At 41.4% G+C, this 13,036-nt stretch carries 13 protein-coding genes; 7 read left to right on the forward strand and 6 right to left on the reverse strand.

Going from position 1 to position 13,036, the window contains the following annotated elements; genetic code table 11:
• The first annotated feature begins 138 nt into the window (after positions 1-138).
• The 6 genes from Xbud_RS02810 to Xbud_RS02835 all read left to right on the forward strand — a co-directional run bounded on the left by Xbud_RS02810 (position 139) and on the right by Xbud_RS02835 (position 7,394).
• Positions 139-1,185, forward strand: coding sequence for a 3-deoxy-7-phosphoheptulonate synthase (locus tag Xbud_RS02810; protein ID WP_099134645.1), 1,047 nt, complete (start codon positions 139-141; stop codon positions 1,183-1,185).
• Positions 1,186-1,586: 401 nt separating this feature from the next.
• Complete coding sequence (locus Xbud_RS02815) at positions 1,587-3,629, forward strand: TonB-dependent hemoglobin/transferrin/lactoferrin family receptor (protein WP_099134646.1); 2,043 nt, start codon at positions 1,587-1,589, stop codon at positions 3,627-3,629.
• Between the two features lie 57 nt (positions 3,630-3,686).
• Positions 3,687-4,760 (forward strand): hemin-degrading factor, encoded by a 1,074-nt coding sequence (locus Xbud_RS02820; RefSeq protein ID WP_099134647.1) that lies wholly within the window; start codon positions 3,687-3,689, stop codon positions 4,758-4,760.
• Complete coding sequence (locus Xbud_RS02825; protein WP_099134648.1) at positions 4,757-5,575, forward strand: heme/hemin ABC transporter substrate-binding protein; 819 nt, start codon at positions 4,757-4,759, stop codon at positions 5,573-5,575. The genes Xbud_RS02820 and Xbud_RS02825 overlap by 4 nt, the downstream gene beginning before the upstream one ends.
• Positions 5,572-6,600, forward strand: a complete 1,029-nt coding sequence (locus Xbud_RS02830; RefSeq protein WP_099134649.1) for a FecCD family ABC transporter permease — start codon at positions 5,572-5,574, stop codon at positions 6,598-6,600. The genes Xbud_RS02825 and Xbud_RS02830 overlap by 4 nt, the downstream gene beginning before the upstream one ends.
• Positions 6,601-6,608: 8 nt before the next feature.
• Complete coding sequence (locus Xbud_RS02835; protein ID WP_416778694.1) at positions 6,609-7,394, forward strand: heme ABC transporter ATP-binding protein; 786 nt, start codon at positions 6,609-6,611, stop codon at positions 7,392-7,394.
• Positions 7,395-7,678: 284 nt separating this feature from the next.
• Here Xbud_RS02835 and Xbud_RS02840 read toward each other — a convergent pair whose 3' ends face one another.
• A complete protein-coding gene (locus Xbud_RS02840) occupies positions 7,679-8,233 on the reverse strand; it encodes a hypothetical protein (protein WP_422645757.1) in 555 nt (184 codons plus the stop codon).
• Between the two features lie 278 nt (positions 8,234-8,511).
• Between Xbud_RS02840 and Xbud_RS02845 the strand changes: the two genes are divergently transcribed.
• Positions 8,512-8,877 carry a helix-turn-helix domain-containing protein gene (locus Xbud_RS02845; protein WP_099134651.1) on the forward strand — a complete coding sequence of 122 codons (366 nt, stop codon included), beginning with the start codon at positions 8,512-8,514 and terminating at the stop codon, positions 8,875-8,877.
• 169 nt (positions 8,878-9,046) lie between these two features.
• Here the strand turns inward: Xbud_RS02845 and lplA are convergent, their stop codons facing one another.
• The 5 genes from lplA to arnT form a co-directional block, all read right to left on the reverse strand.
• Complete coding sequence (lplA, locus tag Xbud_RS02850; protein ID WP_099134652.1) at positions 9,047-10,063, reverse strand: lipoate--protein ligase; 1,017 nt, start codon at positions 10,061-10,063, stop codon at positions 9,047-9,049.
• 78 nt (positions 10,064-10,141) lie between these two features.
• Complete coding sequence (locus Xbud_RS02855) at positions 10,142-10,627, reverse strand: C40 family peptidase (RefSeq protein ID WP_099134653.1); 486 nt, start codon at positions 10,625-10,627, stop codon at positions 10,142-10,144.
• Complete coding sequence (gene arnF, locus Xbud_RS02860) at positions 10,627-11,025, reverse strand: 4-amino-4-deoxy-L-arabinose-phosphoundecaprenol flippase subunit ArnF (RefSeq protein WP_099134654.1); 399 nt, start codon at positions 11,023-11,025, stop codon at positions 10,627-10,629. The genes Xbud_RS02855 and arnF overlap by 1 nt, the downstream gene beginning before the upstream one ends.
• The gene (arnE, locus tag Xbud_RS02865) at positions 11,022-11,372 is read right to left on the reverse strand and encodes a 4-amino-4-deoxy-L-arabinose-phosphoundecaprenol flippase subunit ArnE (protein WP_099134655.1); all 351 of its coding nucleotides are present in this window, start codon (positions 11,370-11,372) and stop codon (positions 11,022-11,024) included. Before arnE ends, arnF begins: the two co-directional genes overlap by 4 nt.
• Position 11,373: 1 nt before the next feature.
• The gene (gene arnT, locus Xbud_RS02870) at positions 11,374-13,035 is read right to left on the reverse strand and encodes a lipid IV(A) 4-amino-4-deoxy-L-arabinosyltransferase (protein ID WP_099134656.1); all 1,662 of its coding nucleotides are present in this window, start codon (positions 13,033-13,035) and stop codon (positions 11,374-11,376) included.
• Position 13,036 lies beyond the last annotated feature (1 nt).

Raw genomic sequence — 13,036 nt, forward strand, 5'->3', positions numbered from 1 at the left:
GAACACTATTACAATCTTATACTCGCGATTTCTCATATAATTGTAATTATTGTCTGTTGAATTTGCTGGAGGTTGAGTTATTGTAATTTCAATTACGCCAGACTGCGTCCTAAGATGAAGTAGAATTCGAGAAAGTATATGCCCAAAACAGATGAGTTAAGAACCCACCCAATTGACAGATTAATAACACCTAAAACACTTTCTGAACAATACCCCATATCAGAAAAAACATTACAAAATGTGACGGTATCACGCAGACGTATTGAAGCTATTCTGACAGGCAACGATCAACGTTTGCTGGTCATCATTGGCCCCTGTTCTATTCATGATGTTGATGCCGCTTTTGATTATGCCTCGCGTCTGCACGTATTACGTGAAAAATATCAGCACAGTCTGGAAATCGTAATGCGAACCTACTTCGAAAAGCCTCGTACTGTTGTTGGCTGGAAAGGTTTGATTTCAGACCCTATGTTAGATGGCTCCTGTCAGGTCAATAAAGGGATCTCACTCGCCCGTAAGTTATTAATTGATATCAATGAATTGGGAATGCCCACCGCCACAGAATTTTTGGATATGGTCATCGGGCAATATATTGCAGATTTAATTAGCTGGGGAGCAATCGGTGCAAGAACAACAGAAAGCCAAATCCACCGGGAAATGGCTTCCGCATTGTCATGTCCGGTCGGATTTAAAAATGGTACTGACGGCAATATTCATATTGCTATTGATGCGATACGAGCATCACGTGCCGGACATATGTTCTTGTCACCAGATAAAGATGGACAGATGACCATCTATCAGACCAGTGGAAATCCTTATGGCCATATCATTATGCGTGGCGGGAAAAAACCGAATTACAGTGCTGAAGATATTACAGAAGTTTGTCAGAAATTACGTGAATTCGACTTACCAGAACGCTTGATTGTAGATTGCAGTCACGGAAACTGTCAGAAAGTTCACCGCCGACAACTGGATATAGCCAGAAATATCAGCCAACAGCTTCAGTCTGGTTCAACGGCTATCGCGGGTGTTATGGCAGAAAGTTTTTTAGTTGAAGGTTCTCAAAAAATCATGCAGGGAGAACCTCTGACCTACGGGCAATCGATTACTGATCCATGCCTCAGTTGGCAAGATACTGAACAATTCCTTAATATTCTGGCCGAAGCAGTTGAAAGTCGGTTCTGAATATCGTTTTTACTGGCTTCTGTTCACGATGAGAGTAGGAGCCAGCCCCCTTTTGAAAAATCATACAAAACCAATCTATTGAGTCAGTTATACCTACATAAAAAAATAGCTTGAAGTTAATCAAATCAGAAACGATAATTATTCTCAATATTATAATAATTATTGTTCATATTGGTTATGAAAAAATTAACTGATTGCCTGTGTTACCACATCAATCCTTTGCAACAACAGATCCTTCTTGCGTTACATCGTGATTCTACACAAACCGATAACTTTACTCTGACTTAATAACAATTCAGAGAATTCACCGGGATGCATCTCATGGTGATTAAAACGATATATGAGTGTTTCAAAACCATTCATGTGCTTTAAAACACAGCAAAATTATGGAGATAACCTATATGACCCGAATTCAACCACCAAACCTAAAATTGTCTGCATTAAGTATTGTCATTCTGACAGGGTTGTCTTCTGCTCACGCAGTAACCATCCCAACTGATAAAACAGCCCCAGCAGAAAAAAGTAAACCTCATAAAGATACGCTGACAGTTTATGCCACAGGGAATCAGCGCGACAGTTTTGAAGCACCTATGATAGTAACAGTTATTGAAGGTAACTCAGCCAGCAGTAAAGTTGCAGGCAATGCAAATGACTTGCTGAGCAAGATCCCCGGGATTAATACTGCGGATTACGGGCGTGCTAACGGGCAAGATATCAGTATGCGTGGTTACTCTCAAAAAGGTGTTTTAATGCTGGTTGATGGTGTTCGTCAAGGTACTGATACCGGGCACATTAATGGTATTTTCCTTGATCCCTCACTGATTAAACAAGTTGAAGTTGTCCGAGGCCCATCTGCCCTACTCTATGGCAGTAGCGCATTAGGTGGAGTTATTGCCTATCAGACGGTTGATGCAGCAGATCTCTTACAGGCAGGGCAAAATAGCGGTTTTCGTGTTTTTAGTCGTGCCGGAACTGGGGATCACAGTTGGGGATTCGGCGGAGCCGCATTTGGTAAAACCGATAATCTTGATGGTCTATTTAGTTTCAGCACCCGTGATGTTGGCAATATTCGTTATGGCGGCGGGGTAAAAGGCCAGAATGATGAAATTATCGGCAATGTACTGACCAAAGGGACATGGCAAATTGATGACAGCCAATCAATTGGTGGCGAACTTCGTTATTATCGCAATAAGGCCAATGAGCCACTGAACCCACAATCTGTCAAAACAGCAGATAAAACAGAACAGGCTGATCGCACCACAACACAACGTGATGCGCAACTGACTTACAAGTTGAATCCGGCAGAATATAACTGGTTAAATTTCAGAACAGATATTTACTATTCCAACATTAGTATTGATGCTAAGAGTGAGAAAAATGGTTTTGAAGGCCGTAAACAGGAAACTTACGGTATAAAATTGGAAAACCGTTCGCACTTGAATGCTAACTCCTTTGCTGCACATCAATTTACTTATGGTAGCGAAATATATAAACAGAAACAAAAACCAAGCAGCAATTATATAAATGGATTTCCGAATGCGGACATCCGTTTTGCATCTGGTTGGTTGCAAGATGAGATAACCATTCGTGACTTACCAATTTCATTTATCATCGGTACACGTTACGACAATTACAAAGCATCAAATGATAAATATAAAGATATCAATGCCGATAAATGGTCATCAAAAGGTGCTATCAGTATCACCCCAACAGATTGGTCAATGCTGTTTGCTTCTTACTCTCAGGCATTCCGTTCACCGACAATGGGAGAGATGTATAACGATTCCAAACATTTTCCAAATAATTACTGGAAACCTAATCCTAACTTACGCCCTGAAAGCAATGAAACTCTGGAATATGGCTTCGGGTTACGTTTCGATGAACTGTTTACCAACAATGATGGCCTGAAATTCAAAGCCAGCTATTTTGATACCAAAGCAAAAGACTATATCACCACTTCCGTAGAGTTTAGGAAAGGATTTACGACTTCCCTGAATATCCCCAAAGCAAAAATTTGGGGTTGGGATGTATCGATGACATATAACACTGATTGGTTCTCGTGGGATCTGGCTTACAACCGCACTACAGGCAGAAATGAACAAACTGGCAAAACTATTGATGCCCTCAGCCCTGATACGGTGACCAGCACACTAGATATTCCTCTTTCCAGTAGCGGTTTTTCTATTGGTTGGATCGGTAAGTTTACTCAACGTACCCAGTTCAAAGGCATTAATGGTAACAAAAATGAACGTGGACAAAAAGTTACCCAATATGCAGGCTATGGCGTCAATGATTTTTACATCAGTTACCACGGTGAAGACCAGCTAAAAGGTGTAACGACCTCTGTCGTACTCGGCAACGCTTTCGACAAGCAATATTACTCATCACTGGGTGCACCGCAGAGTGGCCGTAATGCCAAACTGTTTGTCAGCTATCAGTGGTAAAGAATAACAACACTAATTCTTAACCTTTAACGCAGTTTTTTTAAGGAGCTAGTATCTGTGAATCAGTCACTTTATGAACGTTACCTACAGGCAAAAGCGGATAATAAAGCTAAATATGCACGCGACTTAGCCGCTTATCTTAATATCAGTGAAGGAGAATTACTGCACAGTCGTGTCGGTATCGACGCAAAACGTTTGAACGTTGATGCTCCTACCCTGCTACAAGAACTGGCAACAGTCGGTGAAACCAAGGCCATTACCCGCAATGACTTTGCTGTTCATGAACAGGTTGGCCGTTACGAAAACACGAAGTTCAGCCAGCATGTTGGTCTGATCCTAAACCCGCGTGAACTAGATTTACGTATGTTCTTTGAGCATTGGAACAGTGTTTTTTCTCTGGTAGAACCTGCGAAAAATGGTATGCGTCACAGCATCCAGTTCTTTGATCGTCAAGGCGATGCTTTGCATAAAGTGTATACAACCGCAAATACTGATATGGCTGCATGGGAAGCCCTGATTGAAAAATATCAGACAGATGAAAACCCAGTGCTGGAAGTGAAACCTGAAGAAGTCTCTGAATATGCAAAAGTGACTGAAGAGCTGAAAACACAATTGGATGAAGAGTGGCGTGCAATGACCGACGTTCACCAGTTCTTCATCATGATGAAACGTCATAATCTGAATCGTCAGCAGATTTTCAATGCTGTTAAAGATGATTTGGCTTACCGTGTAGAGAATTCTGCCCTGACTCAGATCCTTGAAGTTGCACACAAAGACCAAAATGAAATTATGATCTTCGTCGGAAATCGCGGTTGTATCCAGATCTTTACTGGTAAACTTGAGCGTCTGATGCCATATCAGGAAGAAAACTCTTCCCAGAAATGGGCTAATATTTTTAATCGTAACTTCACGTTGCACCTGATTGAAAGTGCTATTGCTGAAAGCTGGATCACACGCAAGCCAACAACAGATGGTTTCGTCACCAGCCTTGAGTTGTTCGATGCGGATGGTAACCAAATCGCCCAACTGTATGGTCAGCGTACCGAAGGTACTCCTGAGCAAACACAATGGCGTGAACAAATTGCCGCACTACCTAAACTGCAACCAGAAAAGGAAACTTGTGTAGCATGAAAAAGTGGCTTCTAACCTTTATGCTTACCATCTCCTCCAGTGCGTTCTCCGCTGAACGTATTGTCACAATTGGCGGTGATGTGTCTGAAATCGTTTTTGCACTTGGCGAAGGACAGCATGTTGTTGCCAGGGATAGTACCAGTCAGAACCCTAAAGAAATACTTTCATTGCCAGATGTGGGGTATATGCGAATGCTGAATTCAGAAGGGATTTTGTCTATGCGCCCGTCACTGATGCTCACTAGTGAATTGGCCCAACCTTCTCTGGCACTCAAGCAAGTCGAAGATTCCGGTGTAAAAGTTATTAAAGTGACCAGCAAAGCCTCGTTAGAAGCCGTTCCTGAAAAAATCAAGACCGTCGCCAAGGCGGTCAATCAGGAAAAACGTGGTGAAGAGCTAATCACTCAATATCAACAACAATTGGCTGCAATCACCACGTCAAACATTCCCACAAAAGTGATGTTTGTTATGAGTCACGGAGGGATTATGCCAATGGCAGCCGGCCAACAAACCGCTGCGGATAAGATTATTCATGCCATTGGTGCCAAAAATGCCATGCAGGGATTTAAAGGATACCGCCCTTTATCTCAGGAAGGTGTTATCGCCAGCCAGCCTGATTTGCTGCTGGTCAGCACCGAGGGACTGAAAACGCTGGGTGGTGTGGATAAACTGTGGCAACTTCCGGGCTTGAACTTTACTCCGGCAGGAAAGAAAAAACAGGTTGTCGTTGTGGATGAAATGAGTTTGCTCGGATTCGGTATCCACACCCCGGAAGTTATGAAACAAGTCCGTGAGGCTGCGGAGAAAGTGCAATGAGTCGTACCCAATCCCCCAGCTTTGGTTTGATGTTACTGGGCGTATTGCTATTTATTCTGGTAATCAGTTCAGCCAATATGGGGGCATTGCCTCTTTCTTTTAAAACGCTGTGGGAATCCTCTTTGGATGACCCACAGTGGCAAATCTGGTTAAATATCCGGCTACCACGTATTCTATTGGCGATTCTGATTGGCGGTGCGCTGGCTGTTTCCGGTGCCATAATGCAGGGATTATTTCGTAATCCTCTTGCTGATCCCGGATTATTAGGGATCAGCAGTGGTGCAGCACTGACTGTGGCAATAATCATTGTTGTGCCCACCTTTTTGCCTTTCTCTTTACCAGGCAATATGTTACCTGAAAGTATTGCGTTATACGGTCATGTTGTTGCAGCTTTTGGTGGTAGTTTATTAGTCTCATTGCTGATCTTTTCGTTAAATAAATATAGCCACGGCAATTTATCGAAATTGCTGCTTGCAGGTATCGCCATTAATGCACTGTGCATGTCATTTATCGGTGTATTGAGCTATATCAGTAATGACCAGCAATTACGTCAATTTACCATTTGGATGATGGGTTCACTAAGCCAGATTGAATGGCCGACACTAGTTATTGCCGCTTCTATTATTATTCCTGTCAGCCTGTTAGCACTCAGTCAGTCTCGAAAACTCAATCTACTACAATTGGGTGATGAAGAAGCCCACTATTTAGGCATTAATGTCCAACAAACTAAGTTTCAATTACTACTGCTTAGTGCCTTGCTGATTGGCTGTGCGGTCGCGTTGAGTGGTGTTATCGGTTTTATTGGTCTGGTTATTCCCCACCTTGCCAGATTGCGGTTTGGTGGTGATCATTCCTGGTTACTACCAATATCAGCAATGGGTGGTGCATGTCTTTTGTTAACTGCGGATACATTAGCCAGAACGTTAGTTGCTCCCGCCGAAATGCCGGTCGGTCTTATTACCGGTTTAATTGGTGCCCCTTATTTCTTAGGGTTAATCCTTAAACCATCAAAAGGCCGTTTGTAATGGAGCCGATAATGTCAAAAAGTTTACTTGAAGCCAAAAATCTGAACTACTTCATTGGGCAGCGCCAAATCATCAAAGAGGTTTCGCTCTCTATCCATCAAGGAGAGGTTGTTGCAATTATTGGTCCCAATGGCGCAGGCAAATCCACGCTATTACGGCTGTTAACAGGTTATGTTTTACCAAACAGTGGCGAATGCCTGTTACAAGGAATCCCCTTACCCCAATGGCCAACCCAAAAACTTGCCCGGATCCGTGCAGTAATGCGGCAATACAGTTCGCTTTATTTTCCTTTCAGCGTGGAAGAAATTATTGCAATGGGGCGAGTCCCCCATGAAAACGCTCATAAGAAAATCGCGATTGATGATGCAATTGCCTTAACAAAGTGTGAAAAACTGAGGTATCGGAATTATCAGCAACTCTCTGGCGGAGAACAGCAACGTGTTCAATTGGCAAGGACTCTGGCTCAACTCTGGCATCCAGAGCCAACAAAGTCCTGTCTGTTTTTGGATGAACCAACTTCAGCATTGGATCTTTACCACCAACAGCATACATTGCGACTCGTTCATAACCTGACCCGTCAACGCCCTCTTGCTGTCTGCTGTGTATTGCACGATCTAAATCTGGCTGCACTCTATGCGGATAAAATTATCCTATTACATCAAGGAAAGTTAGTCGCATCCGGCACACCACAGGATGTCCTGCGGGATGATATCCTTAAACAATGGTATCGGGCTGATTTAGGCGTAACCCAGCATCCCGAAACTTACCAACCACAAGTTTACCTCCGGCAATAATGGCCATGTCTGAATACCTAAAAAGCTGATGCTATATGCTAAGAAAGTTGAATATGACCGTGATCCATCTTTAATCGAAAATCAAGATTAAGCGAATAGGGCATAATTCAAAGAATTATGCCCTTATTGACTTATCCCATTTTGATAAGTCCCTTACTCAAGCGTCCAGTCCTCAACTCTTAGTCCATCCGCTCTATTAAATTTTCTTTTCCCCAATCCAAAAAACCGGGCTTGAATTTATATGATTCTGAAATAATTATACCCACAATTTACTGAGGTAAAGATTATTTAACGTCAGCCATACGTTGCTGTCGGGCGGCAGGTAAATACCAGAGTGTAGCAATCAAGCATAAGACATAACCTAACATTTCACAGCCCTCTTCTACCATGTTTTTGACTGTGCGATTAAAGTGCTCATCCATCAATCCTTGCCATAGTGCTCCCATACCGAACAAACGGGAAAACACCAGCACACACAATAAACCACAAACCATCATCCCGTAGCTTTGGTGGCGAGTAAAATAAACAAGCCCAACAAGCGGTTTCTGTCTTTGTGTACAAGCATATACAATGCAAACCACAGCCAAAGGGATCGCGAACCATGACCATGCTCCATGAAAAATTTTATCAAAGCACGCATCCAATTCTCTAATCAACAAACAACTAAAAAAACCCGCTATCAGGATAAGTGATGCTCTTAGTTTCAGATTGTGTACAGCTTCATGAAACAGCAAGCTTGCAATTATAAATAGTGAAAGTTCCTGAAAAGTTTCTGTGAGTGAGCCTTCAGATACACGATTGTGTAGGTAATTAACATCTAAAAATAACAATCCTGTTATTCCAGCTATTACCAGTGCATATAAAATAAAAAAGCACCCAATGCTGAGTGCAATTGTCGATTCTATCTGACTAACCAATATTTTTTTATACCATCCATGCCCTTTAAGAACACTCAGTAATTCAGAAAATAACGATAGTTAATATTCATTGATTCAAAATCGCACATTTTGCATATACGGTATAAAATAAATTCTTAAAATGAGCCTTTCGATAATATTAATCATTATTTATATATCGGTCTCTTTTAGCACAAGCCCCACTCCAGTGGGAGGTGAATATGTTAGAAAGTGTTATTAACGATATTGTTAAATGGTTAGAAAACCAACTTCAACTGACTGAAAGCATCAAAATAGATGCCATTGCACATAAAAGTGGTTATTCGAAATGGCACTTACAGCGGATCTTTAAAGAGCTGAAAGGTTGCACACTTGGTCAATATGTACGTCGGCGCCGGCTCCATGAAGCCGCTAAATCCTTACGTGAAGATGATTTACCTATCCTGGATATTGCCCTGCAATATGGTTTTAGTTCTCAGGCTACATTTACCCGGATATTTAAGAAACACTTCAATACAACACCGGCTAAGTTCAGAGAGAATGGGCAATTACCTGAGCTGAAGGCATTTTTATATTGTGAAGAATAAATCATTGTGAAAAGTAAGCCATTGGAAAAATAGGTGTTCGAATAATGACAACCGATAACTAATCGTCCAATCCCGATTTACAAAATGTGTTTATAGTAAGTGTCCCCCTTTTCTGGTCAACGTCCCTGTCGTTGACCATTTTTTATTGTTAAATCCCCTAAATTATTTTTTATTTCAGCGCATCAACCAACCAATGAGCAAATTGCTGCAATTCCATATCCAACAAAGGATTTTGTTCTTTGATGCGCTGGATCACTTGCCCAACGGCATCCGGCTGATACAGTACACCAATCAGTTCTTCTGCTAATAATTCGAATGGGGCAGGTTCTAAACTATCAGTAAAAATCTGACAACGATTGATAATTCCACGTTCAATATCAACATGTAATTCAATACCACCCCAACGAAATCGGGTATCCAGTGTATGACTAAATGCAGGTGCCTGACCAAAATTCCATTCCCAACTACTTTGCTTGCTAAAAATATCAACAAAGCCCGATAAATCCGGTAAAGCTTGTGGAGAAATAAGCTCTGGTTGCACAACTTCGCCAAAATATTCAGAAAATGCCTCTATAATCCCTTCGCACACTTTTTCATGTGTAATATCCGGCAATAATTCTGACAAGTTTGTCACTCTGGAACGGATAGAAGGAATACCTTTTGCCTGTAACTTTTTAGGATCAGGGTTGAGATAATCCACAAGGCGATTCAAATCTGCATTAATCAGTAATGTGCCGTGATGAAAACCTCTGTCCTTAGTTTCACGATACGCCGACCCAGAAATTTTGCGTTCCCCATCCGATAAAGGCAAAACCAGATCATTACGACCAGAAGCTATCGCATGAATACCGGATTTTTTTAATCCATCCAGAATGATTTGAGTAGAAACCGTTTTGTCATATTCTGGCTTACCCGCCATAAAGGTAAAACACGTATTCCCCAGATCATGAAAAACTGCCCCACCGCCACTACTACGTCGAGCCAGTTTTATACCATCTTGTTCCATACGCCGTGTATTACACTCTTTCCACGGATTCTGAGCCCGCCCTATAACAACAGTATTTGTATTACGCCATAAGAACAAAACACGTTGCTCTGGCGACATTTGACGGAAAATACACTCTTCAACAGCGAGATTAAACCAGGGATCGTGGGAATCAGACAGCAGTAAGCGTAATGTGGACATTATTTGTCTCCGAACAAAGCAAAAACAGTGTGTTAGGATATCATAATGTATTAATTCAATTGGTGACTCAGACTGGGATCATATTCTGCGGGCCTGCCAAAAAACACGACGCCAATAGATATTATCAAGAGAGGAACGCATTACACCTTTACTGGTCGATGCGTGAATAAATTCATTGTTGATATCATAAATACCAACGTGTAACCCATTATCACCGCTACCGGTTTTGAAAAAAACCAGATCACCCGGCATTAGATCCTTTTTATTAATCCGTGTACCCAATTGGGTCTGTTCACTCGTTGTCCGTGGAAGCAGGATATTAAAACGATCATAAAAAGTACGATAAACAAAACCAGAACAATCAACACCTCGCCGATCCATGCCACCGTAACGATAAGGTGTACCCTGCCATTGTGTAAGCTGCTCTTTTAACTGTGTAATAACAATAATCGGATCAGAAAGTGCTGCTCGCAATGGAGGTAAGTTTGACTTCGAAATAGGATTGGAACACCCAATCAGAAATAAGCTCAGTAACAAGCATAAATGTCTTATTCTTATAATCATCAATCAGCCTCTCTGCCTTCTGGTCTGCTAATAAACCAAACTCCCAATGAAATTAACAGGATCCCTATTGTTTTCAGTAGTGAGATATTTTCATTAAACCAGGGTAATAGTACCGCCAATAAATAAACAAAAACATAGCTCAAACTGATAAGCGGATAGGCTTTATTCAACGGCAGGTATTTCAAAGCAAAAAACCAACTGAACATGGATAATGCGTAACTCACTAATCCCACCATCACCATCAATAAAGGTTTATGATGCAACCAAAGCCAATCGATATCTAACCAATGTGCAGATGATAAAGAAAGCTCAGGTAATTGTACGACTCCCCACTTCAATAATAGTTGAGCAACAGTAATTAGCAGGACGCTTGCCACTCCCCAAAAATACCCTTTCATTGATTTAAGCTCATCAATAAAATTCCCAACATAATTAAAAACACACCTATCCAGTGTCTTATCCCGGCTTTTTCATGATACAGAAATTGTCCGATCAACGTTACCAGTACAAAATTAATACTCAGCATAGGATAAGCAATACTCAGTGGTAGAGCTTGCAACAAATGTAGCCAGAATATCATTCCTATACCCAACAGAAGAATAGCACCAATCAGCCATGCCACTACAATTGCCAGTTTATAGGGGACATCTTTTTTGCCCCAACTGGTAACAGCTTGTTTCTGACAAATTTGTCCTGCACAAGTTAGTAAACTAACCAGTATCAATAACCCTATACTACTGTTCATATCACGGTTGCTTCTTATAAATCACAAGGACAAAACGATATTTACGCTGTATCAAATCAGGTTCAGGCAACTCAGGAAGCCTCTCTTTTGTAGGCAATAAGAAAACAATTGCAACCTGTCCCTCTTTCCGTGCACTGGTCAACCATGAGGGAAATTGTTCCTGTGTTATATACCTATTGCGACTATCTGGATAATTCAATCCGTACTTCAATTCACCCTTGTTTTGAAATAAGTAAATATCACTGCGTTTCAATTCCCACGCAACTGCGGCTCCTAAACCAACCGATGTAGACAAAATATACTTACTTTCAGCCAGCTCTTTTTCATTTTGCCTGATAAAATCCTGCGGTAGTTTAGAATCAATTGTCTTATCTGGTAATGCACTACCTATTGATAAACTCAGCACAATTGAACAAGCGGCAGCCCATTGCCAACGTTTGCCATTGTGTATAAAACAGAAATAGCCCACTATCCCCCAAAATCCAAAAGTGAAAATCCCTATCACCCATTTAACCCATTCATTGGGTTGGTAAAGAGGACGACTGGAAACAATTTCCAGAAATACAAGCGCCAGTATTGCTATCAATCCAATGAAAACATTTATCAACCCATTGAGCTTTAATGTCTTCATATTGCCATTCTTCATGTTATCAATAGCATACTTTGCCATCATCAACGCTAATGGCCCGATAAATGGCAGAATGTAAGTCGGCAGTTTTCCTTTAGAAATGCTAAAAAATAGCAATGGGACACAAAACCAGCAAAACAGAAAGAACATCTCAGGATGATTTTTCTTCTCTTGCCAACTCTTGAGCAAAGCACCAGGTAATAATCCTAGCCACGGAATAACACCTAAAATCAATACCGGCAGGTAATACCAGAATGGGGCGGAATGCTGTGCATGATCAGAAGCAAAACGCTGTATATGTTCTACCCAGAAAAAATAATGCCAATAATCAGGCTCTCGCAAAGCAATTGCGATCACCCACGGCAGACTGATCAAAACAGCACAAATAATTGCAAGCAGGCCAAAACGAACCATTTCCAAAAAACGTTTCTGGTATATCGTGATCGGTATCATGGATATTACCGGCAGAGCCAATGCCAGAAAACCTTTTGTCAAAAACGCCATGCCGCAGGTTATACCTAGTACAGACCAAGCCCAAATCCGTTCACGGCGACTACTGGCCTTTAATGCCCAATAACAGCTCACTATTCCTGCCGTGATCCATAGTGAAAACATTGGATCAAGAACACTATAAGTGCCGACAGAAAAGACAATAAACATGGAGAGATAAATCAAACTAGCAATAAATGCAGTCTGGCGAGACTGCCACATCATCATAGCTAACCGATAAAGAAGAAATGCACTAATTATAATGCTGAATACAGCACCAAAACGCACTGCAAAATTATTATCCCCAAAGATCCATTGGCTAATATTATTTATCCAATATCCAGCCACTGGTTTTTCAAAATAACGGATATCTAAAAAATAAGGAACTATCCAATCTCCACGTTGTAACATTTCCCGACTGATTTCAGCATATCGTGTCTCGTCTGGTTGCCACAAAAGACGGCTATTCAGAGGGATAAGGTAAGTAAAGATAAAAAAAAGAGCCATCAGAACGGCCCCGGCTCTACTCGTCCAAGTATTCGACATA

The organism is Xenorhabdus budapestensis, from assembly GCF_002632465.1.
Lineage (GTDB): Bacteria > Pseudomonadota > Gammaproteobacteria > Enterobacterales > Enterobacteriaceae > Xenorhabdus > Xenorhabdus budapestensis.

Coding starts and splice junctions, on each gene's coding strand:
- Xbud_RS02810 (WP_099134645.1), top strand. CDS start 139: ATGCCCAAAACAGATGAGTTAAGAACCCACCCAATTGACAGATTAATA.
- Xbud_RS02815 (WP_099134646.1), top strand. CDS start 1,587: ATGACCCGAATTCAACCACCAAACCTAAAATTGTCTGCATTAAGTATT.
- Xbud_RS02825 (WP_099134648.1), top strand. CDS start 4,757: ATGAAAAAGTGGCTTCTAACCTTTATGCTTACCATCTCCTCCAGTGCG.
- Xbud_RS02830 (WP_099134649.1), top strand. CDS start 5,572: ATGAGTCGTACCCAATCCCCCAGCTTTGGTTTGATGTTACTGGGCGTA.
- Xbud_RS02845 (WP_099134651.1), top strand. CDS start 8,512: ATGTTAGAAAGTGTTATTAACGATATTGTTAAATGGTTAGAAAACCAA.
- lplA (WP_099134652.1), bottom strand. CDS start 10,063: ATGTCCACATTACGCTTACTGCTGTCTGATTCCCACGATCCCTGGTTT.
- Xbud_RS02855 (WP_099134653.1), bottom strand. CDS start 10,627: ATGATTATAAGAATAAGACATTTATGCTTGTTACTGAGCTTATTTCTG.
- arnF (WP_099134654.1), bottom strand. CDS start 11,025: ATGAAAGGGTATTTTTGGGGAGTGGCAAGCGTCCTGCTAATTACTGTT.
- arnE (WP_099134655.1), bottom strand. CDS start 11,372: ATGAACAGTAGTATAGGGTTATTGATACTGGTTAGTTTACTAACTTGT.
- arnT (WP_099134656.1), bottom strand. CDS start 13,035: ATGTCGAATACTTGGACGAGTAGAGCCGGGGCCGTTCTGATGGCTCTT.